Raw genomic sequence first — 21,419 nt, 5'->3', positions numbered from 1 at the left:
CTGTGACACCTGGCGCTCACGTCAGGTGCTCGCGACTTCCCGGGTGCTAAGGCTTAGAGCGTCGCGCCGAGATGCCACGGCACGAACTCGTTGTCGCCGTAGCCGAATTCCTCGCTCTTGGTCTTGCGGCCCGAAGCTGTCTCGACGATCAGCTCGAAGATCTCGCGGCCCATGCCGGCAATGGTCTTTTCGCCCGAGGCGATGACGCCGCAATTCACGTCCATGTCCTCTTCCATGGCGTGGTACATGGTCGAGTTGCTGGCGACCTTGATCGACGGCGTCGGCCGGCAGCCGAAGCAGGAGCCGCGGCCGGTAGTGAAGACGATGACGTTGGCGCCGCCCGCCACCTGGCCGGTGGCCGAGACCGGGTCGTAGCCGGGCGTGTCCATGAACACCAGCCCGTGCCCGGTGACCTTCTCGGCATAGCCGAAGACACCGTTGAGCGGCGTCTGGCCGCCCTTGGCGACCGCGCCGAGCGACTTTTCCAGGATGGTGGTCAGGCCGCCGCGCTTGTTGCCCGGTGAGGGATTATTGTCGATGGATGCGCCATGTTTGGCGACATGGTCTTCCCACCATTTCACATAACCGTCGAGCTTGGCGGCGATCTCGGGGGTTGCGGCGCGATAGGCGAGCAGGTGCTCGGCGCCGTAGATCTCCGTCGTTTCGGAGAGGATGCCGATGCCGCCGACGCCGGCCAGGATGTCAACCGCGGCACCCAGCGCCGGATTGGCGGTGATGCCGGACATGCCGTCGGAGCCGCCGCATTGCAGGCCGACGACGATCTCGCTGACCGGGATCGGCTCACGCTGAAGCTTGCCGACCTCTTCGGCGATCTCGGCCAGCACGACCAGCGCCTTCTCGACCGATTTGCGCGAGCCGCCGGCTTCCTGGATGTTGAAATGACGTTTTCCCGCGGCAACGCCCTTCTGGCCATAGAGGGTGAGCTGGTTGACCTCGCAGCCGAGCCCGACCATCAGCACGCCGCCGAAATTCGGATGACGGGCATAGCCGGCCAGCGTGCGGTGCAGCACCATCATGCCGTCGCCCGTGGCGCTCATGCCGCAGCCCTGGCCGTGGACGATCGGGACGAAGCCGTCGATGCCGGGATATTGCGGCAGAAGCGTGCGGTTCGCCGCGTCAGCGATGGCGTGGCAGACGGTGGCCGAGCAATTGACGCTGGCGAGAATGCCGACGAAGTTGCGCGTGCCGGCGCGGCCGTCGGCGCGCCGGTAGCCCATGAAGGTGCGGGCGCGGTCGGCCTCGGTCGCATGCACCGCCTCGCTCGGCGGCACCACCGGCAAACGCCCGCTTTCGAAGACCAGATTGTGCGAATGGACATGCTCGCCAGCCGCGATGTTCTGCGTGGCGCGGCCGATCGCCTGGGCGTATTTGACCACGGCTTCGCCGGCCGCAATCGGCTTGATCGCCACTTTGTGGCCCGGCTCGATCAGCGCGGCGGCGACGGCGCCGCCCGGCAGCACGGTGCCGATCTCGATGCGGCCATTGGCGACCGCGACATTGTCGGCGGGAGACAGAAGAATGCTGTTTGCGGCGTTCACGGGAGCTTCCTGGGTGTGTTCCTGGGTGCGCGAGCGGATTGACACGCGGCTCTTAACATATAATGTCTTTTATCGTGAAAAAACATTTTTGCGTCAATTGTTTTTTCGCCAGAGCGCGACGCGTCTTTTGGATGCGTGAAGTAGGCTCTACAACCAAGACTAGCGTTGCGCACGGTGTTTTGCGAAGCGATTCCGATTTCATGCGCGCGAAACGCTTCAAACCGGCCGCAATCGCCAATGCGCCACGGGGCAGGGGATGTCGAAGAGCAACAACGTTTACAAGGACGCTTATAATCGCGGTCTGAGGCTGCTCGACGAAACCAGGAGCCTGCCTTCGGAGCCGGAACTGGGTACGCTGCTCGGCGTCAGCCGCACGACGGTCCGCACTATCCTTGCGCGCATGGAAGAGACCGGGCTGATCGACTGGAACAAGCGCAGCAAGACGGTTCTGCGCGAGCCGCGGCCGGATGATTTCTTCCCCGAGGAAGAAACCGACACGCTGGCCGAGATCATCGAGCGTTCCTTCATGCGGCGGCTGCTTGCCAGCGGTGCCGAAGCCGGAATGCAGATCAACGAGCTCGAGCTGGCGCGCGAGATCGGCGTCGGCACTACCAGCGTGCGCGAATTCCTGATCCGCTTCTCGCGCTTTGGGCTGATCGAGAAGCGCCGCAACAGCCACTGGGTGCTGAAAGGCTTTACCCGCGCCTTCGCGCTGGAGTTGACCGAGATCCGCGAAATGTTCGAACTGCGCTCGGCCGCAGCCTTTGCCGCTCTGCCCGAGGACAGCCCGGTGTGGGCCGACCTCGACCGCCTGGAGGACGAGCATCGCCTGCTGGCGCGTGAGATCGCCGTGCGTTTCAACGAATTCTCCGAGCTCGACGAGCGCTTTCACCGGCTGATCCACCGGGCGTCGCACAACCGCTTCATCGTCGATTTCTACGACGTCATCGCCATGATCTTCCACTACCACTACCAGTGGAACAAGGCGCAGGAGCGGGAGCGCAACGAAGTCGCGGTCCAGGAGCATCTCGCCTATATCGCCGCGCTCAAATCGCGCGATCTCGCCAAGGTCGACGCCGCCTGCCGCAAGCACCTGAAATCGGCCCGCCACACGCTGCTGACGTCCATTCCCGAGGGCAGGCAGCCGCAACGCGCGTGATTGTGTTGCGTTGCCGCAGCAACGTTTTGGCGATTTTCCGGCCGCCGGCTCCGTGCTAGAGAGCTGACGTTGCTGCGTGAAGAGGCTGGTTCTTGACCATACGCCGGAGACGATGGAGCATGCCGGTCGCGTTCGCCGCGGCGTGGCTTTTCGTGCTCCAGTCGATGTTCGGCGCGTTTGCTTCAGGCAGCGAGCCGAACGCCTCGCAATTGGATGCTTTCGGCAACACGATCTGCACCCATGACGGTGCGGCGCAACTCCCCGCCGGCGATCCGCATCAGCAGCACATGCCGGCTTGCTGCATGCTTGGCTGCAACCTCGCTTCGGCGGTCTACGCCCCGCCCGATGCCGCCGGGAGCCTGGCTCGCAGCCTCTCCGTCGAAACCATCGCCTTTTTCCTGCCGGCCTTCCGGCATCGCGATTTCGCCCGCGCCCGCACTCCGTCCAATCCGCGCGCACCACCGGCGACGGCCTGATCCGTTCTGGTTCGCGCCGCGCAACCCTTTGCCGGCGCGTTTATCGACATCGTTCGCGACCGGCCATCGGCGCGGTCCCTTAAAATCCACGGAGCAATCATGTCTCATTATTTTCGCGCTGCCGCATCCAGTCGCAGGCGCTTCGTACTGGGTCGTTTCGAGCAGCGTCTCGGCGTCGCCCTTTGCGTTCTTGCCCTCCTGTTCGCCAGCGTCCGGATCGTGTTGGCACACGAGTTCAAGCTTGGCGATCTCGAGATCGGGCACCCCTGGTCGCGCGCCACGCCAGCCGGTGCCAAGGTAGCCGGCGGCTACTTCACCATCACCAACACCGGCAGTGCGCCGGATCGCCTGCTGTCGATCACCTCCGACATTTCGGCCAAGGCCGAATTGCACGAGATGGGCGTCAGCAATGGCGTCATGACCATGCGGCCGGTCAGCGGCGGCCTCGAAATCCCGGCTGGCGGCAAGGTCGCATTGGCGCCCAACGGCTATCATTTGATGTTCATGGATTTGAAGCGGCAGCCCAAGGAGGGCGAAATGTTCTCCGCAACCCTGACCTTCGAAAAAGCCGGGCCCGTGCAGATTGAATTCGCCGTGCAGGGCATCGGCAGCGCGGCGCCGCAGGACGACCACTGACTTGGCCGCTTCGAGAGGTACCATCATGAAGAAATCTCTTTTGCCCGGCTGCGTGCTTTTCGTCCTCGGGACTGGCGCGGCCTTTGCCCACATCACGCTCGAAACGCCGGAGGCGGCGGTAGGCTCGACCTACAAGGCGGTTCTTCGGGTGCCGCATGGCTGCGAGGGCAAGGCGACGACCGCGCTGCGCGTGCAGATCCCGGAAGGCGTGCTTTCGGTCAAACCGATGCCGAAGCCGGGTTGGACGCTGCAGGTCAAGAACGGCAAATACGAGAAGTCCTACCAGCTCTACGGCCAGGCAGTGACCAGCGGCGTCAAGGAGATCGACTGGAGCGCCGGCAGCCTGCCGGACGAATTCTACGACGAATTCGTCTTTCGCGCGACGCTGGCGTCCGACCTGCCGGCAGGCCAGACGCTGCATTTCCCGGTGGTGCAGGAATGTGACGGCGTTGCCGATCGCTGGATCGAGATTCCGGCGGCCGGGCAGGCTGAGGACGCGCTGGAATTTCCGGCGCCCGGCCTCAGGCTGCTGCCGAAGTGAGCTCCAGCGGCGCGCTTTGGCAGATGAGCGCGCCGCTGCCCTTGGCGGTGAGATGAGCGCGGCATCCTTCCTGCGGCAAGCTTGCATGGCCGGCAACTGTTCTGGCCGGCTTGTGGCTGGCCTGCTGGCCGCCATCGTGCTGCTCGCCGCAATTGCCATGCCTTGTCCCGCCTTCGCCCATGCAGCGCTGATCAAGGCCGAGCCGGCTGACGGTGCGGTGCTGGGGCAGAGCCCGTCGCAGCTGTCGCTGACTTTCAGCGAGCCGGTTTCGCCGCTGGTGCTGACGCTGGTGCGGCCCGACGGCACGGCGGTCCCGCTGAGCTCCTTCCGGCTCAGCGGCCAGACCGTCGAGATCGACAATCCGCAGGCGCTGAAATCGGGCACGCATGTACTGAGCTGGCGGGTAATCTCCGCCGACGGCCATCCGGTCGGCGGCTCGGTGCTGTTCTCGGTCGGCACACCGAGTGCTGCGCCGGCCGCCTCCGATGCCGTTGACCGGGGGCTTCGAACGGCGATCTGGATCGGCAAGGTTTTTCTGTATATCGGCCTGTTTTTCGGCGTCGGCGGTGCCTTTGCGCAGGCCTGGCTGGCGCAAGGCGGGCGATCCGGCCGGAACATGATCGTCGCTGCGATCCTGTGCGGGTTGGCGGCGGCACCGCTGTCGCTCGGTTTCCAGGGGCTGGATGCGCTCGGTGCACCGCTTGCCCGGCTGGCGCAGCCGGTCATCTGGCAGACCGGGCTCGGCACCAGCTTCGGCTGGACGGTGCTGATCGCGCTGATGGCGCTCGGCCTTGGCCTGTTGTCGCTGGTCGTGCCGCCGGCCGACGCAAAGCCGCTCGCCTTGGCCGGACTGGTTGGCGTCGGCGCAGCACTTGCCGCCAGCGGGCATGCCAGTGCCGCCGAGCCGCAATGGCTGACCCGGCCGATGGTGTTTCTGCACGGGACTGGTATCGCGGTCTGGGCCGGGGCGCTGGCGCCGCTCGGTCTTGCCTTGAAACGGCAGCCGGCCGAAGCCGGGCCATTGCTGCGCCGGTTTTCGCGAGCGATCCTGCCCGTCGTGGCGGTGCTTGCGGCAGCCGGCATCGTGCTCGCCGTCATCCAGGTGCAAACGCCGTCGGCGCTGGTCCATACCGCTTACGGCCGGCTGCTGCTGCTCAAGCTGGTGCTGCTCGTCTTTCTGTTCACGCTCGCCGCCGTCAATCGCTTCAAGCTTACGGCCCCGGCTGAGGCGGGCGAAACGGAAGTCCAGCGGCGGCTGGCCCGCTCGATCTTTATCGAGCTGCTGATCGTGCTGGCGATCTTCGGCGTTGCCGCCGGCTGGCGCTTCACGCCGCCGCCGCGCGCGCTGGCGATCGCCGCGGCACAGCCGGCGTCGGTGCATATCCACACGCTGCAAGCCATGGCCGACCTCAGTATTGCGCCCGGCCATGCCGGGCCTGTTGCCGCTTCGATCTTCATCATGACCGGCGATTTCGGCCCGCTCGACGCCAAGCAGGTGACGCTGGTGCTGTCAAAGCCCGATTCCGGCATCGAACCCATCAAGCGCCCGGCGACGAGGCTTGGCGACGGCACCTGGCGCGTCGACGATCTCGTCATTCCGGTCGCCGGCCGGTGGACGGCGCGGCTCGATATCCTGGTCTCCGATTTCGAGATGGTGAAGATCGAGGCACCGATCGACATCAGGCCGTGACGAGAGCGCTGGTCCACGCAACACAATTCGACGAGGCGGTTGACGCGGCCGCGAACCCCCGTCAATCATCGCCATCAAGAATGGGCGTCCAACCCAATCGCGGGCTCAAAGCAACAAGATCCGAAAGCAGGGAAGAAACAATGGAAAAAGCCGAAATCGGCCTGATCGGCCTTGGCACGATGGGCTCCAACCTGGCGCTCAACATCGCCGAGAAGGGGCACCGCATCGCCGTCTTCAACCGCACGGCGGCGCGCACCGATGCCTTTGTCGAAAATGCCGGCGCGCTCAGGGATAGGGTGGTGCCCTGCTACAGCCTCGAAGAACTGGCCGCCGCGATCCGGCCGCCGCGGCCGATCATCATCATGGTGCTGGCCGGCAAGCCGGTCGACGAGCAGATCGCGGCATTGCGCGGCGTGCTGTCGGCCAACGATATCGTCATCGACGCCGGCAACGCCAATTTCCGTGATACGATGCGGCGCTTCTCGGAGCTTACCGATTCGGGCCTGACCTTCATCGGCATGGGCGTGTCCGGTGGCGAGGAGGGCGCACGCCACGGTCCCTCGATCATGGTCGGCGGCACCGAAGAGTCCTGGAAGCGCGTCGAAAAGGTGCTGACCGCGATCTCGGCCAAGTTCAAGGGCGAGCCTTGCGCGGCGTGGCTTGGCACCGACGGCGCCGGCCATTTCGTCAAGACTATCCACAACGGCATCGAATATGCCGACATGCAAATGATCGCCGAAATCTACGGCATCCTGCGCGACGGCCTGGGCATGGGGCCGAAGGAGATCGGCGAGGTGTTTTCGCAGTGGAACACGGGCCGGCTCAATTCGTACCTGATCGAGATCACCGCCAAGGTGCTGGCCGCCGACGATCCCAAGACCGGCAAACCGGTGGTCGACATCATCCTCGACCGCGCCGGCCAGAAGGGCACCGGCAAATGGTCGGTGATCGAGGCGCAGCAACTCGGCATTCCGGCCACCGCGATCGAAGCCGCGGTGGCGGCACGCGTGCTGTCGTCGATCAAGGACGAGCGGCTGGCCGCCGAAAAGGTCTATGGAGGCGGCGTGAGCAAGATTTCCCGAGACAGGGACGCCCTGCTCGGCGATCTCGAGCTGGCGCTGTTTGCCGGCAAGATAGCCGCCTACGCGCAAGGCTTCGCGGTGATGAGCGGCGCGTCGAAGGAATTCAACTGGAACCTGCCGATGCCGGTCATCGCCAAGATCTGGCGGGCCGGCTGCATCATACGCTCGCAATTGCTGGATACGATGGCGGAGGCCTTCGGCGCCGGCGGTGCGGCCACCAACCTGTTGATGGCGCCGGCTTTCGTCTCGTTGATGCAGGAGGCACATCCGTCGCTTCGCCGGGTCGTGGCAAGGGCGGCCGAAGCCGGCTCGCCGGTGCCGGCCCTGTCATCCGCACTTGCCTATTTCGACAGTTACCGGCAGGGCCGCGGCACTTCGAACCTGATCCAGGCGCAGCGCGATTTCTTCGGCGCACACGGCTTCGAGCGCATCGACGGGCAGGGTGCTTTCCATGGCCCGTGGGGGAGCGGCGCGGCGGGTTAGCGCCCGGTCTCGGCCGTAGAGATCGGCTTCGCAGTTTCTTGAAAGCGGACCTTGCTGGCGATCACGCTGGAGATCGTGGTTGCGCCATCAACGGACATTGATCGAGGGAACCCACGGGCATTTGCCCTCACAGCCAAAAGACGAGCCTATGTCCTGACGAGAGCAAGCCGGCGATCCAAAGCGATGCGCTCTTTAGTCGGGAAGGCCAGCCTTGCGGTAGCCTTCGACGAAGCGCTGGAGCACTTCCTCGTCGTCGAATGGCTGCGATGTCGCCCAGTGCCTGATGCTGAAATGGGGATTGCTCATCATGAAGAACTCCGCCTCCTGACGGGCTTCATCCAGGCGTCCGAGCTGCGCGAGGGCTGCCGCAAGCATGCGCCGCGACGTGGTGCGGTAGGTTTCCGGCTTGCGTAAAGCCTCGACCGCGGATTGATAGTCGCCGAGCGCATAATAGGCTTGGCCCGCCATCCAATGGTACCACCCCGGAGGGCGCGGATTGAGCCGCAACGCCCGCTTCACGAATTCGACGCCCTTGACCGCATCGCCCCTCAAGGTGATGAGATCCGAGCGCATCGCCCAGGCATCGGCATGATTGGGATCGAGCTTGAAAGTCGCCTCGAACTCTGCATCCGATTCCGCGAAACGCCGTTCGTGACCAAGTATGATGCCCAGCACCCACCGGTTCCCGGCATCGTTAGGGTCGAGCGCCACTGCCTGCTGCGCTTCCGCGAGCGAGCGAGGTTGGTTGGTTTCCTTCGGCTCGTTCCAGAACAGCCAGCCGAGCCAAAGATTGAGGGCCAGCAAGCTATGCGCTTCGGCATAGTCGGGATCGAGTCTGATCGCCTTCTCCAGCAGCATGCGCGCTTCCTGCGCGCCTAACCCGGTCTGAAAACTGACGCCGCGGGCTTGTACACAGAGGTCATAGGCTTCGAGACTCGTCGGCCGTTTGCGCGCCGGCTGTCCGGCCAATCGGCCGACCAGGGCTTCGACGATCTTGGCCGTGACCTCGTCCTGCACTGCAAAGATATCCTCGAGGCTGCTGTCGTAGCGCTCGGCCCAGATATGATCGCCGCCGATCGCGTCGATCAGCTGCGCATTGATGCGCACGCGCCCCGCGGCGCGCCGGGCGCTGCCTTCAACCACATAGCGCACCCCAAGATCACGCGCGGCCAAACGCACATCGACCGACCGCCCTTTGTAAGCAAAGGTCGAGTTGCGTGCGATGACGAAGAGGCCGGGGCAGCGAGATAGGTCGGTGATCAGGTCTTCGGTCAAGCCGTCGACAAAGGTTTCCTGCTCCGGATCGTTGCTCATGTTGGTGAAAGGCAAGACCGCGATCGAGGGCTTGTCGGGCAATTCCAGCGATGCCAGTCGCCCGACCTGAGCGGCTCTCGGAAGCTGCAGGTTGACGCGATAGCAGTATATCGGCTCGGCTATGTTCTTCACCCGCTGCTCGCCCATAGGCTCGAACGCAAACGCCAGCTTCTGCCTGACCTCCTTGGACACCTTCTCCGAAACGCAGATGCCACCGGGCTCGGCGAGTTGTTGGAGGCGCGACGCTACATTCACGCCCTCGCCATAGCGATCGTCCCCTTCGACGATCACTTCCCCAAGGTTGATTCCGATCCGAACTTCGAAGCGCTGGTCTTCGGCGACGCTCGCGTTACGTTCCGTCATGCCGCGCTGAAGCGTGACCGCGCATTCGACCGCATCCACCACGCTACCGAACTCCGCCAGCAGGCCGTCTCCCATAAGCTTGAAGATTCGCCCGTGTCGCGTCGCGATTTCCGGCTCGAACAACTCTTTGCGGCCCCGTTTCAGCCGGTCGAAGGTGCCCGCTTCATCCACCTCCATGAGCGCCGAGTAACCGACAACATCAATGGCAAGGATGGCAGCGAGCTTCCGCTCCATGTTGAGCCTCAGTTCAGATTCGCGACACGCCAGGCGCAGGTCAGAGGCAAGTAGGACCGGCGCCTCCGGCGTGCCCTCACCGGCCTCTATACCACAGATCACGCTTCTTGAGAGTATGACTCGCGCGACGCCTTGGCTCTCCTGCGCAGCGCCACTGACGAGCGAGTCCCATCTATCCCTACCGCTTGTTCGCGGCAGTTGCCTCTCAACCGGACCCGTGACCGCTTCGGGTCAGGTCACGACGATGCCCACGCCGACCTAAATGTCCGCAATTAAAGATCTGCGGCCCGGAGCTGCCAATCCGCTTTCGGCCCCAAGATTGACTGTCAGCAACGGGCCGCCAATTCGACCGTTCGCCTACGAACCCTTGCCGCGTGAAGCCGACATCCCTGTTGAGGACGTTAGGCGTTCCGGAACTACGGCAAGAGATCCGTCACAGCGCGCCCACTTCCGTCCATTGCCATAGGGAAGCTGGCATGTTCGTGGATGATTTTCCAAGAACCGCCGATGCGCCTTAGCACGATGGTTCGCCGGCTCCAGGAGTCGACCTCTGTGCCATCCGTCTTAATGCCAGTCATGCGCGACAGCCCGAAGGCCACTGCAAGATCGCCGTCGATCATGAGCTGCGGGTCAGCCATGTGAACGGTGACGCCGTTGCGCCAAGTTGCAAACCAAGCATTTATCCCTTCGATGTCGCGTGCCTGTTCGCCTCTATAGGCAAGCGGCGGCGGCAGATCGAAAACCACGACATCCGGGTCCATGGCATCGACGTTGGCGCGGGCGTCCCCCTTGGCAGTTGCGTCTTCCTGGCCCCGGATGACAGACAAGACTTCCTTTTCAGACATATCGTTGCTCCTTCATTTTCTGGAACGACGAGGCCGGGGCGATCAATCCGACATCGACACTAGTCGTAACAAATATGGCCGGTCCAAGCTGCTGTTGCATCGTGGAGAGTGATGAGCCCCTTAGTCCCGAAACGTGACTGCCGCGTGCTCCTACGGCCGCTCTTTGGTGATCTCGTCCCCATATCGGACGGACAGCATTCGGTCCCAAGGTTGCCGTCGGCAGCGCACATTTTCCAGCCAAGTGGAATCACTTGGCGTCGCAGAAATGCGGCGAAGGCAAATAGATGGAGCCCATTTCAATTTGAACATATCCCGCCCTAGTCGGGGCGGCGATAGGCCTGCACTTCGCCCGGCTCGCTCAGGCTCTGCAAGGAACCAGGGGCGGCGCCGCCGATCCAGCCCAGCACCGAGCGGGCGAGTTCGGCGCCGGCCAGCCGGAAGTTCTCGTTGACGACCAGCAATTCGCTGCGAAACAGATGCAGAAGCTCCGACGATTGTTTGGACACCACATCGACATCGCGGCCAAGCTTGAGGCCGGCGTCTTCGATGCCGGCGACGATGGCGAGCGTCGCGGCGGCGGCGCTGCTGATGAACCCGTCCGGCCTGACATCGCGGCGCATCAGCTGCGCCGTCCGCATTCTGATCTGCTCGATCGAATGATCGATCGAAACGGTGTTGAACGGAATCTCGCTGGCGCCGACCTCGCTCAGCGCATCGGCAAAGCCGGCGAGCGTGTGGCCGTGATAGGTCAGCTCGACCGGGGGCGCCAACAGAGCCAGCCGGCGGCGGCCGAGGCCGGCCAGATGGCGCACTGCCTCGGCTGCGAAAGCGTAATTGTCGAAATCATGATAGGGATGGATCAGCCCCATATCGGTGCGGCCATGCGTGGCAAAGGGAATGCCGCGTTCCAGCATATAACGGGCCCTGGGATCGTTCGGCTGCGTGCGCGAAATGATGACGCCGTCGGCTGAACCGGTTTCCACGAGGTAACGGATCGGGTCGAGCGGATCCTGGGACCGCGAATAGGGCGTCACGATCAAATGATAGGGCGTGTCGGCGATCACTTCCGAAACGCCGTAGATGATGTCCGAGACAAAGCTCATGATCTCGTGCTCGGTGTTGAGCACCAGGCTGATGACATTGGTCTTGCCGGTGCGCAGGCGTACGCCTGCACGGTTGGGGCGATAGCCGATCTGCTTGGCGACAAGCTGGACGCGCCGCCTGGTCTCGGCGCCGATCTCGGGGGCGTCCTTCAGCGCGCGCGACACCGTGGTGACGCCCAGCCCGGTCATGAAGGCGAGCGTCTTCAGTGTCGGCCGGCCCTGGCCCGACGCTTCGTCGGCCTTCTCTTTTTGATGTCTGTTCATTCGTCCCGCCCCGTCAGGCGCATAACAGTTGCCGAACCGCCCGGCAATCGGCCGGCCGCGGGCACGCCGCGGCCTTCACCGAATGAGACCGCTATATACTGAAACGTTACAGATTGTCACGACCATTGCCATATCGCTGGTGACAGATGCAGAACGAGCGGCGCTGTAATCGGCGCAAAACAGCGATTGGAACGGGCTTTTCCGATTTTTTGGCGTCGCAGCATTGCATTTTGCAGTGCAACCACTCTGGTTGCGATCCGGTAGGCCAGCGAGCCGCGCGATTTTATTCGTGCTTCGAAAAAACTTGATGCCACCTTCGCCTGAGGGGTTGCGCGCCTCAAGCAATTGCCGTATCGAAAATCTGTAACGTTTCAGATTCTGGGAGGAACGAAATGCGATACCAACTCATGACTGCTGCGCTGGCAGCGACGGTCGCGCTGCAATTTGCCGGCCCGGCGGCCGCGACGGATCTGGAAGTCACCCATTGGTGGACCTCCGGCGGCGAGGCGGCAGCGGTCGCCGAACTCGCCAAGGCTTTCGACGCAACCGGCAATCATTGGGTGGACGGCGCCATCGCCGGTTCCGGCGGCACGGCGCGGCCGATCATGATCAGCCGCATCACCGGCGGCGACCCGATGGGCGCGACCCAGTTCAATCACGGCCGGCAGGCTGAAGAATTGGTGCAGGCCGGGCTGATGCGCGACCTCACCGATCTCGCCACCAAGGAAAAGTGGACGGAAATCGTGCAGCCGAAGAGCCTGCTCGACGGCTGTACCCTCGACGGCAAGATCTATTGCGTGCCGGTCAATATCCACTCCTGGCAGTGGCTGTGGCTGTCGAACGCCGCCTTCAAAAAGGCCGGCGTGCCGGTGCCGAAGAACTGGAATGAATATGTCGCTGCGGCGCCCGCGCTGGAAAAGGCAGGCATCCAGCCGCTTGCGGTCGGCGGCCAGCCCTGGCAGGCCTCCGGCGCTTTCGACGTGCTGCTTGCGGCGGTCGGCGGCACCGACGCCTTCCTCAAGGTCTACAAGGACAAGGACGCCGAATTCGCCGCCGGGCCCGAAGTCGCCAAGGTCTTCAAGGCCGCGGACGACGCCCGCAAGATGGCGAAGAACACCAATGTGCAGGACTGGAACCAGGCCACCAATCTGGTCATCACCGGCAAGGCGGGCGGCCAGATCATGGGTGACTGGGCGCAAGGCGAGTTCCAGGTTGCCGGCCAGACCGCCGGCAAGGACTATACTTGCCTTCCGGGCCTCGGCCTCAACGAGATGATCGCCACCGGCGGCGACGCTTTCTACTTTCCGCTGCTGAAGGATCCCGAAAAATCGAAGGCACAGGAAGTGCTGGCCCACACGCTGCTCGATCCCAAGACGCAGGTCGCCTTCAATCTCAAGAAAGGTTCGCTGCCGGTGCGCGGCGACGTCGACCTCAAGGCGGCGAACGACTGCATGAAGAAGGGGCTCGAAATTCTCGCCAAGGGCAATGTCATGCCCTGGACCGACCAGCTGCTTTCGCAGGATACGCAAAAGCAGAAGGAGGATCTGTTCTCCGAGTTCTTCGCCAAGCAGGACATGACCGTGGAAGATGCGCAGAAGCGCTTCGCCGCCATTGTCGGTTCGGCAGATTGAGCGATCGACCAACCGCCTCACTCCCGCCCCTGCGAACGCAGGGTCGGGAGCTAGGGTCAAGGCCTCTTGACCCTCCGGCCCTTACCCGATCCAGCGCGGCTGTGCAGATGAGCAAGAGCGAACGCCCTAGCCAACTCTTTCGCAACCTCAATGCGAAAGTCGCTTCGATCCCGATGATTTTCACCGCGCTGGTGATTTTTGTCGGCGGCACCCTCTGGACGGTGTTGTATTCCTTCACAAATTCCAAGCTGCTGCCGCGGCTGCATTTCGTCGGTCTCGACCAGTACTATCGGCTGTGGGCGACGCCGCGCTGGCTGATCTCGATCGAGAACCTGCTGATCTACGGCGTGCTGTCGCTGGTGTTCTCGCTGGTGATCGGCTTTCTGCTTGCTGCCTTGCTCGACCAGAAGATCCGGTTCGAGGACACGTTCCGGACCATTTTCCTCTATCCCTTCGCCCTGTCCTTCATCGTCACCGGTCTGGTCTGGCAGTGGCTGCTCAACCCCGAATTCGGTGTCCAGGCAGTGGTGCGCAGCCTCGGCTGGACGAGCTTCAGCTTCAATCCGCTCTATGATTCCAGCATCGTCATCTACGGCATATTGATCGCCGCTCTCTGGCAAGGCACCGGGCTCATAATGTGCCTGATGCTGGCCGGCCTGCGCGGCATCGACGAGGATATCTGGAAGGCCGCGCGGGTCGACGGGATACCGACCTGGAAGACCTATCTGTTCATCATCATACCGATGATGCGGCCGGTCTTCATCACCACGCTGGTCATCGTCGCCTCCAACATCGTTCGCGTCTACGACCTTGTCGTCGCCCAGACCAGCGGCGGGCCCGGCATCGCCTCCGAAGTCCCGGCCAAATATGTCTATGATTACATGTTCTTCGCCCAGAACCTCGGCCAAGGATTCGCCGCCTCGACGATGATGCTGCTGTCGGTGATCATCGTCATCGTGCCGTGGGCCTATCTCGAGTTCGGAGGCAAGAAGCGTGTCTGACCATACCGTTTCATCGCCTGCGATTGCCGGCGCCGGCGGGCTGGAAGGCTACGGGCCGAGCGGGCCGAAGCCGCGCCACACATTCTCGCGCCGTAACATCTTCCTCTACGGCACGCTGATCGTGGTGGCGCTCTACTATCTTTTGCCGCTCTACGTGATGGTGGTGACATCGCTCAAAGGCATGCCCGAGATACGCCTCGGCAACATCTTCTCGCCGCCGATGGAGATCACTTTCGAGCCGTGGGTCAAGGCCTGGTCGAGCGCCTGCACCGGGCTCAACTGCGACGGGCTGTCGCGTGGCTTCTGGAATTCGGTGCGCATCACCATCCCGTCGGTGATCCTGTCGATCGCGCTCGCCTCGGTGAACGGTTATGCGCTTGCCAACTGGCGCTTCAAAGGCGCCGACACTTTCTTCATCATCCTGATCGTCGGCGCCTTCATCCCTTATCAGGTGATGATCTATCCGATCGTCATCATCCTGCGCGAAGTCGGCCTCTACGGCAGCCTCAGCGGCCTGGTGATCGTCCATTCCATCTTTGGCATGCCGATCCTCACGCTGTTGTTCCGCAACTACTTTACCTCAATGCCGGAGGAGCTGTTCCGGGCGGCGCGTGTCGACGGCGCCGGCTTCTGGGGCATTTATTTCCGCATCATGCTGCCGATGTCGCTGCCGATCTTCGTCGTCGCCATTATCCTGCAGGTGACCGGCATCTGGAACGACTTCCTGTTCGGCGTCGTCTACACCCGCCCCGACACCTATCCGATGACGGTGCAGCTCAACAACATCGTCAACTCGGTGCAAGGCGTGAAGGAATACAACGTCAACATGGCAGCCACCATCCTGACCGGCCTGGTGCCGCTGATCGTCTATTTCCTGTCCGGAAAATTGTTTGTGCGCGGCATCGCCGCCGGCGCGGTGAAAGGATGATGGCGATGAACGCAAACGGCAGCATTGCGGCAAACGGCAGCAAGGGGGCAAACGGCACCAGCGTCTCGATCCAGAACCTGTCGCTGAATTTCGGCGCGATATCGGTGCTGCAGACGCTCAACCTCGATGTCGCGGAAGGCGAGTTCATCGTGCTGCTCGGCCCGTCCGGCTGCGGCAAGTCGACCTTGCTCAACTGCATTGCCGGGCTGCTCGACGTTTCCGAAGGCCGCATCTTCATCAAGGGCAAGAACGTCACCTGGGAAGAGCCCAAGGATCGCGGCATCGGCATGGTGTTCCAGTCCTACGCGCTTTATCCGCAGATGACGGTGGAGAAGAACCTGTCGTTTGGGCTGCGCGTTGCCGGTCTCGCCAAGGACGAGATCGCCAAGCGCATCGCCCGGGCCGCCGAGATCCTGCAGATCGAACCGCTTTTGCATCGCAAGCCGGCGGCCCTGTCCGGCGGCCAGCGCCAGCGCGTGGCGATCGGGCGCGCACTTGTGCGCGACGTCGATGTCTTTCTGTTCGACGAGCCGCTCTCCAACCTCGACGCCAAGCTGCGCGCGGAATTGCGCGTCGAGATCAAGCTGCTGCATCGCAAGCTCGAGAACACCATGATCTACGTCACCCACGACCAGATCGAGGCGATGACGCTGGCCGACCGCATCGCGGTGATGAAGGGCGGCGTCATCCAGCAGCTCGATGCGCCGCAGACCATCTATAACCGGCCGGTCAACCGGTTTGTCGCCGGCTTCCTCGGCTCGCCGGCAATGAATTTCCTCGACGGCAGGCTGGAGCAGGCGGACGGCGACTGGCACTTCGTCGTCGAGGATGTGCGGATCCCGCTTGCCACCTATGCTTTCGAGAAGGACCCGGTGCCGGGGCCGGCCGTGTTCGGCATCCGCCCCGAGCACGTGGCGTTCAACAGTGGCACGGGATGGCCGTTCGCAGCAACGGCAAATGTCGAGGTCGTCGAGCCCATGGGTTCCGACACGCTGGTCTGGCTGAAGCTCGCCGGCCAGAATTTCACGGTACGGGTGACAGCCGAGCGCACGCCAAACAACGCGGAGGCGGTCGGCATCGGTTTCGACCCGATGCGGGCCTCGCTGTTCGACGCCGCCACAGGTAACCGCCTCTAGAGCATGATATAGCCTCCCAAGACTCTTCCATTCCCCCAAGACTCTTCCATCCCCAAGACTCATCCCCCCAAAAATAACCATCCCCAAGAAACGGACAGAGACGATGAACTGGTCATTTCAACTTTACAGCGCGCGTAATTTCCAGCCCTGGGAGGGCGTGCTCAAAATGCTGGGCGAGCTTGGTTACAGCCAAGTCGAAGGGTTCGGCGGCGTCTATGACGATCCCAAGGCGTTCCGTGCCGAGCTCGACAAGAACGGCCTTGCCATGCCGACCGGGCATTTCTCGATCGACGCGCTCGAGAAGGATTTCGACGGTGTGCGCAGGACGGCCGACGCGCTCGGCATGACGCTGCTCATCTGCCCGTTCCTCAACGCCGAGTTCAGGCCGGCCGATGCGGCCGGCTGGCGCGGCTTCGGCGAACGCCTGGCCAAGGTCGGCGAGACGGCCAGGAAAGCCGGCTATGGTTTTGCCTGGCACAATCATGATTTCGAATTCAAGGCGCTCGCCGACGGCTCGGTGCCGCAGGACCATATCCTGTCTTCCGCGCCCGACATCGGCTGGGAGATGGACGTCGCCTGGGTGGTGCGCGGCGGCGTCGATCCGCTGCCCTGGATCGAGAAGCACGGCAAGCGCATCGTCGCCGTCCATGTCAAGGACTTGGCCAAGCCGGGCGAGGGCCTCGACGAGGACGGCTGGTCCGACGTCGGCCACGGCACCATCGACTGGCCCGGCCTGATCAAGGCGCTGCGCGCCAAAAGCGCTGCGAAATACTACGTCATGGAACAAGACAATCCCAACGACATCGAGCGCTTCGCCCGCCGCTCGATCGCAGCCGCCAAGACCTATTAGGAGCACATCAGCATGGCAACAAAACTTGGGATCGGCGTCATCGGCTGCGGCAACATCTCGAAGGCTTATTTCTCTCTGGCGCCGCTGTTTCGCGGCATCGAAATGCGCGCCTGCGCCGACATCAACATGGAAGCGGCGAAAGCGCGGGCAAAAGAGTTCAAGCTGCGCGCCGAGACTGTCGAGGGGCTGCTCGAGGCCGACGATATCGACATCATCGTCAACCTGACCATTCCGGCGGTGCATTACGAGGTGTCGAAGCAGATCCTAGACGCCGGCAAGCACGTCTATTCGGAGAAGCCCTTCGTGCTGTCGGTCAAGGAAGGGCTCGACCTGAAGAAACGCGCGGAAAACAAGGGGCTGCGCATCGGCTCTGCCCCCGACACCTTCCTTGGCGGCGCCCACCAGCTTGTCCGCGACCTGATCGACACCGGCAGGCTCGGCAAGGTCACCAGCGGCACCTGTCATGTGATGAGCCATGGCATGGAGCATTGGCACCCCAATCCGGACTTCTTCTTCCAGCCGGGCGCCGGGCCGGTGCTCGACATCGGACCCTATTACATCACCAACCTGATCCAGCTGATCGGGCCGGTGAAGCGGGTCGCCGCCTTCGCTTCGATCCCGATGACGGAACGCATCATCAGCTCGAAGCCGCGCGCCGGCGAAAAGATCCCGGTCTCCACGCCGACGACGATCCATGGCGTGCTGGAATTCGAGAACGGCGCCGTGGTGACGCTCAACACCAGCTGGGATGTCTGGAGCCACGGCCACGCGCCGATGGAGCTCTATGGCGAGGCGGGCACGGTGTTCGTGCCGGATCCGAACTTCTTCGGCGGCGAGGTGCGCTACACCGAAGCCGCCAAGCCGGTGAAGAAGCTGCCGAAATGGCCGCATCCGTTCGGCGTGCCCAACGAGATGCATTCGCAAGGCATGATGGCCAACTACCGCACCGCCGGTTTGGCCGACATGGCGATCGCGATCAGAGAAGGCCGGCCGCACCGCTGCTCGATGGAACTGGCGCTGCATGCCGTCGACGTCATGACCGGCCTGTTGCGTTCGGGCGAGACCGGAAAGTTCGTCGCCATGCAGACCAGCTGCGAGCGGCCCGCGGCACTCGGCGTCAAGGCGGCGAAGGAGCTGCTGGCGAAGAAGAAAACCAAGTAGTCGGCGCACCTCCCAAGCACCGCAAAAAGCCTCTCCCCGTTTGCGCGGGGAGAGGCTAAGGGTGGGCCGGACTCGACTTGCCCGTCATCGCGGCGGCAGCCGTCGGGCTCGTTTCGATATGAGGATTTCCCATGCCCTATGTTCCCGCCGAAAACCGCTACGAAAAGATGGTCTACAATCGCTGCGGGCGGTCCGGCCTGAAGCTGCCGGCGATCTCGCTTGGGCTGTGGCACAATTTCGGCGACGACACGCCGCATAGAACCAAGCAGGCGATCACGCGCAGGGCCTTCGATCTGGGCATCACGCATTTCGATCTCGCCAACAATTACGGCCCGCCGCCCGGCTCGGCGGAGCGGGCGTTCGGCGAGATCCTGCGGACGGACTTTGCCGGTTATCGCGACGAGCTGATCATCTCGACCAAGGCAGGCTACGAAATGTGGGCAGGGCCCTATGGCGAATGGGGCGGCCGCAAATATGTGCTGGCCAGCCTCGACCAGAGCCTGAGGCGGATGGGGCTCGACTATGTCGACATCTTCTATTCGCACCGCTTCGACCCCGACACCCCGCTGGAAGAGACGATGGGCGCACTCGATCACGCGGTGCGCTCGGGCAAGGCGCTCTATGCCGGCATTTCCTCCTATAATTCGCAGCGCACCCGCGAGGCCGCCGATATTTTGAAGCAGCTCGGCACGCCTTGCGTGATCCATCAGCCGAGCTATTCGATGCTCAACCGCTGGGTCGAGGATGATGGCTTGCTCGATACGCTGGAGGGGCTTGGCGTCGGCTCGATCGTGTTCTCGCCGCTGGCGCAAGGCATGCTGACCGACAAATATCTCGGCGGCATCCCCGATGGCAGCCGCGCCAGCCAGGGCAAGTCGCTGCGCCCGGCATTCATCAACGACAAGTCGATCGCCAATATCGAGGCGCTGAACGTCCTCGCCCGTCGCCGCGGCCAGACGCTGGCGCAGATGGCGCTGGCCTGGGTGCTGCGCAGGGGCAGGGTGACGTCGGCGCTGATTGGCGCCAGCCGGCCGGAACAGGTCGAGGATTGTGTCGGGGCGCTGAAGGCGCTCGCCTTCAGCGATGCCGAGCTCGCCGAGATCGATACCTTTGCCCGCGAGTCGGACATCAACCTCTGGGCGGCATCGGCCGAGCGCAAGGGGCCGCCGAGGAAGTAGGCGACGACCGCATCCGGTCGCCAAACAGTGACGGCTTCCGCGACGCTGAGCATAGAATGGCCGGGCAGCCGTGGAATGAAGGCCAGATGCGCATTGTAAGGAAGTCGTTTAGACCGATTCGGGATTAGGCCATGAATCAGGAAACCCGGCTTTTTGGCGCTATTGCGGTCCGCCCCGCCATCCTAGCCCTCATACCCCAGTTCGAAACGGCCACAGGATTCACGGTTGCGGTCAGGTGGGAGCTCAATCCGACAGTAAAGAAGCAGATTGAAGCTGGGGAAGCTTTTGACCTCGTCATCACCAATCCGGACCTGGTTCAGGATCTGACTGCCTCGGGAAAGGTCAAGGCGGGGAGCCAGGTGGCGTTTGGCCGGATAGCAATGGGGGTGGCAGCCAAGGCGGGCAGTCGACCGCTCGATATCGGGTCCGTGGAAGCATTCGAACAGGCGTTGAAGAGCGCCAGATCGATCGCCTATGCCAGTGAAGGAACCAGCGGTGGCTACTTCTCCGGTTTGCTGGAACGCTTGGGGATAGCGGATGAGGTGAAGCCGAAGCTGGTGGCCATACCAGGAGGGCAGACAGCGCCCGCCGTGGGCCGTGGGGAAGCCGAGTTGGGGGTCGTTCCCGTGACTTCGATTCTCGCGGCCGCTCCCGAGGTCGTGCTTGTCGGTCGGTTTCCGGCAGAACTCCAAAGTTACGTCGACTTCGCCATTGGCATCAGTGCCGGTTCAACGAACGCAGAAGCTGCCGAGCAGCTGTCGGAATTTCTGATGTCGGCAGCCGTTGACGACATGCTGGCGGCAAAGGGTGTCGAGCGCCGCTAAGAGCGTGCGATGAATCACGCCAGAGGCACGTTGGAGATTTCTCCTCAAACAGGCTCTAACTTTCGGCTGCCTTGATGTTCCGCGCGGCTTGCTCGAGCGTCGCCCTGTCGTTGCCAAGCCTGTCGATCAGCTCTTGCGCCTGATCACCGGTTATCCCGGTGCGCATCGCCAGTGCCTCGACCGTCAGAACGTCGGAACTGGCGATCGTTCCAGTGGGACCGTGCTCGGCCGCGTCATCATCAGCCTGACCGGTCGTCGTCTCATCGTAGCCAAGCTCTTGCTTCGCCTGCTGCCAATGACGCTCATGCGCGCCATCCGGTCGGCCCTCGCGCATCCAGATTTCATAGGCTCGCTGCCGAATCTTTTCATGCCGATCGTTGTCCATGACGGTTCCTCCCTTGTGGCGTTTTCACCAACGCGGGGAGCGCCGGAACGATCCTATGTTCAGGCCGATTTCGCACACATGCCGGACAAAACCCGGTCTCTCATCGAACAAACACCGGACAGATGCGTTTTGCGGAGGAACCTAGATAGCGGGCCGGCCGTTGAGCCGAACCTGAGCAAAGGAGATTACCATGGCCGACGAACCGAACGAATCCGCAACACCGAAGATGACTCAACGTGAAGCTCAGGAAGCCCTGGAGAAGCAGGTCGCGCAGCTGAAGCGCGAGATCAGCAAGATCAATCGGACCTTGGCCGAACGCGCGGAAGAGGCGATCGAAGACGCCGGCGACTGGTATGACAGCGCTGCCGAGCGCGCCTCCCGGACGGCACAAGCCCTGCGCAACAGGGCGCAGACGGTGTCCGGGGTCGTCCAGGAGAATCCCGGCACGGTATCGTCCGCATTCATACTCGGAGCGGCCCTAGGGGCGCTACTGGGCCTCACCTTGGCCGCCACAGACCAGCGCCGCGATCGCTGGTTCTAGTCCAAACCTAAGGTTCCGGGCAGAAACGGCGGGAT

Annotated in this window: 20 protein-coding genes; 15 read left to right on the top strand and 5 right to left on the bottom strand. The window is 63.1% G+C overall.

The genetic code is table 11. The annotated features are described in order from the left end of the window. Nucleotides 1-53: 53 nt before the first annotated feature. The gene (locus tag NKH17_RS05040; protein WP_352476363.1) at nucleotides 54-1,559 is read right to left on the bottom strand and encodes a UxaA family hydrolase; all 1,506 of its coding nucleotides are present in this window, start codon (nucleotides 1,557-1,559) and stop codon (nucleotides 54-56) included. A 256-nt stretch (nucleotides 1,560-1,815) separates the two neighbouring features. Here NKH17_RS05040 and NKH17_RS05035 point away from each other — a divergent pair, with 256 nt between their 5' ends. The 6 genes from NKH17_RS05035 (at nucleotide 1,816) to gnd (ending at nucleotide 7,626) form a co-directional block, all read left to right on the top strand. Further along, nucleotides 1,816-2,718, top strand: a complete 903-nt coding sequence (locus tag NKH17_RS05035; protein WP_352476364.1) for a GntR family transcriptional regulator — start codon at nucleotides 1,816-1,818, stop codon at nucleotides 2,716-2,718. Nucleotides 2,719-2,837: 119 nt separating this feature from the next. Further along, the gene (locus NKH17_RS05030; RefSeq protein WP_352476365.1) at nucleotides 2,838-3,194 is read left to right on the top strand and encodes a DUF2946 family protein; all 357 of its coding nucleotides are present in this window, start codon (nucleotides 2,838-2,840) and stop codon (nucleotides 3,192-3,194) included. 99 nt (nucleotides 3,195-3,293) lie between these two features. Next, on the top strand, nucleotides 3,294-3,830 hold the full coding sequence (locus NKH17_RS05025; RefSeq protein WP_352476366.1) for a copper chaperone PCu(A)C: 537 nt from the start codon (nucleotides 3,294-3,296) through the stop codon (nucleotides 3,828-3,830). Nucleotides 3,831-3,855: 25 nt separating this feature from the next. Next, nucleotides 3,856-4,371: a YcnI family copper-binding membrane protein gene (locus NKH17_RS05020; protein WP_352476367.1), complete on the top strand. Its 516-nt coding sequence runs from the start codon at nucleotides 3,856-3,858 to the stop codon at nucleotides 4,369-4,371. 52 nt (nucleotides 4,372-4,423) lie between these two features. Further along, nucleotides 4,424-6,061 (top strand): copper resistance CopC/CopD family protein, encoded by a 1,638-nt coding sequence (locus NKH17_RS05015; protein ID WP_352476368.1) that lies wholly within the window; start codon nucleotides 4,424-4,426, stop codon nucleotides 6,059-6,061. 140 nt (nucleotides 6,062-6,201) lie between these two features. Next, the gene (gnd, locus tag NKH17_RS05010) at nucleotides 6,202-7,626 is read left to right on the top strand and encodes an NADP-dependent phosphogluconate dehydrogenase (protein WP_352476369.1); all 1,425 of its coding nucleotides are present in this window, start codon (nucleotides 6,202-6,204) and stop codon (nucleotides 7,624-7,626) included. 192 nt (nucleotides 7,627-7,818) lie between these two features. Here gnd and NKH17_RS05005 read toward each other — a convergent pair whose 3' ends face one another. The 3 genes from NKH17_RS05005 to NKH17_RS04995 form a co-directional block, all read right to left on the bottom strand. Then, on the bottom strand, nucleotides 7,819-9,537 hold the full coding sequence (locus tag NKH17_RS05005) for an adenylate/guanylate cyclase domain-containing protein (protein ID WP_352476370.1): 1,719 nt from the start codon (nucleotides 9,535-9,537) through the stop codon (nucleotides 7,819-7,821). Between the two features lie 416 nt (nucleotides 9,538-9,953). Then, nucleotides 9,954-10,382: a YybH family protein gene (locus tag NKH17_RS05000; RefSeq protein WP_352476371.1), complete on the bottom strand. Its 429-nt coding sequence runs from the start codon at nucleotides 10,380-10,382 to the stop codon at nucleotides 9,954-9,956. Nucleotides 10,383-10,699: 317 nt separating this feature from the next. Beyond that, a complete protein-coding gene (locus tag NKH17_RS04995; RefSeq protein WP_352802226.1) occupies nucleotides 10,700-11,749 on the bottom strand; it encodes a LacI family transcriptional regulator in 1,050 nt (349 codons plus the stop codon). A gap of 392 nt (nucleotides 11,750-12,141) precedes the next feature. Between NKH17_RS04995 and NKH17_RS04990 the strand changes: the two genes are divergently transcribed. The 8 genes from NKH17_RS04990 to NKH17_RS04955 all read left to right on the top strand — a co-directional run bounded on the left by NKH17_RS04990 (nucleotide 12,142) and on the right by NKH17_RS04955 (nucleotide 20,458). Continuing rightward, a complete protein-coding gene (locus NKH17_RS04990) occupies nucleotides 12,142-13,380 on the top strand; it encodes an ABC transporter substrate-binding protein (RefSeq protein ID WP_352476373.1) in 1,239 nt (412 codons plus the stop codon). A 107-nt stretch (nucleotides 13,381-13,487) separates the two neighbouring features. Beyond that, nucleotides 13,488-14,381 (top strand): carbohydrate ABC transporter permease, encoded by an 894-nt coding sequence (locus tag NKH17_RS04985; RefSeq protein WP_352476374.1) that lies wholly within the window; start codon nucleotides 13,488-13,490, stop codon nucleotides 14,379-14,381. Beyond that, a complete protein-coding gene (locus tag NKH17_RS04980) occupies nucleotides 14,374-15,309 on the top strand; it encodes a carbohydrate ABC transporter permease (protein WP_352802223.1) in 936 nt (311 codons plus the stop codon). The genes NKH17_RS04985 and NKH17_RS04980 overlap by 8 nt, the downstream gene beginning before the upstream one ends. A 5-nt stretch (nucleotides 15,310-15,314) precedes the next feature. After that, nucleotides 15,315-16,445 carry an ABC transporter ATP-binding protein gene (locus tag NKH17_RS04975; RefSeq protein WP_352897541.1) on the top strand — a complete coding sequence of 377 codons (1,131 nt, stop codon included), beginning with the start codon at nucleotides 15,315-15,317 and terminating at the stop codon, nucleotides 16,443-16,445. A gap of 103 nt (nucleotides 16,446-16,548) precedes the next feature. Next, a complete protein-coding gene (locus tag NKH17_RS04970) occupies nucleotides 16,549-17,295 on the top strand; it encodes a sugar phosphate isomerase/epimerase family protein (RefSeq protein WP_352649528.1) in 747 nt (248 codons plus the stop codon). A gap of 12 nt (nucleotides 17,296-17,307) precedes the next feature. Further along, the gene (locus NKH17_RS04965; protein ID WP_352897539.1) at nucleotides 17,308-18,456 is read left to right on the top strand and encodes a Gfo/Idh/MocA family protein; all 1,149 of its coding nucleotides are present in this window, start codon (nucleotides 17,308-17,310) and stop codon (nucleotides 18,454-18,456) included. 131 nt (nucleotides 18,457-18,587) lie between these two features. Next, nucleotides 18,588-19,634 carry an L-glyceraldehyde 3-phosphate reductase gene (gene mgrA / locus NKH17_RS04960; RefSeq protein WP_352802217.1) on the top strand — a complete coding sequence of 349 codons (1,047 nt, stop codon included), beginning with the start codon at nucleotides 18,588-18,590 and terminating at the stop codon, nucleotides 19,632-19,634. A 131-nt stretch (nucleotides 19,635-19,765) separates the two neighbouring features. Next, the gene (locus tag NKH17_RS04955) at nucleotides 19,766-20,458 is read left to right on the top strand and encodes a molybdate ABC transporter substrate-binding protein (RefSeq protein WP_352802215.1); all 693 of its coding nucleotides are present in this window, start codon (nucleotides 19,766-19,768) and stop codon (nucleotides 20,456-20,458) included. Nucleotides 20,459-20,513: 55 nt separating this feature from the next. Here the strand turns inward: NKH17_RS04955 and NKH17_RS04950 are convergent, their stop codons facing one another. Continuing rightward, nucleotides 20,514-20,843 (bottom strand): DUF2934 domain-containing protein, encoded by a 330-nt coding sequence (locus NKH17_RS04950; RefSeq protein WP_352649531.1) that lies wholly within the window; start codon nucleotides 20,841-20,843, stop codon nucleotides 20,514-20,516. 190 nt (nucleotides 20,844-21,033) lie between these two features. On the opposite strand from NKH17_RS04950, the gene NKH17_RS04945 reads away from it, so the two are divergent. Next, a complete protein-coding gene (locus NKH17_RS04945; protein ID WP_352476382.1) occupies nucleotides 21,034-21,384 on the top strand; it encodes a hypothetical protein in 351 nt (116 codons plus the stop codon). Nucleotides 21,385-21,419 lie beyond the last annotated feature (35 nt).

The sequence above is a fragment of the Mesorhizobium sp. M1334 genome (assembly GCF_040317995.1).
GTDB lineage: Bacteria > Pseudomonadota > Alphaproteobacteria > Rhizobiales > Rhizobiaceae > Mesorhizobium.
Note: the sequence above shows the minus strand (reverse complement) of the source record. Positions and strands in the feature narration are given on the sequence as shown.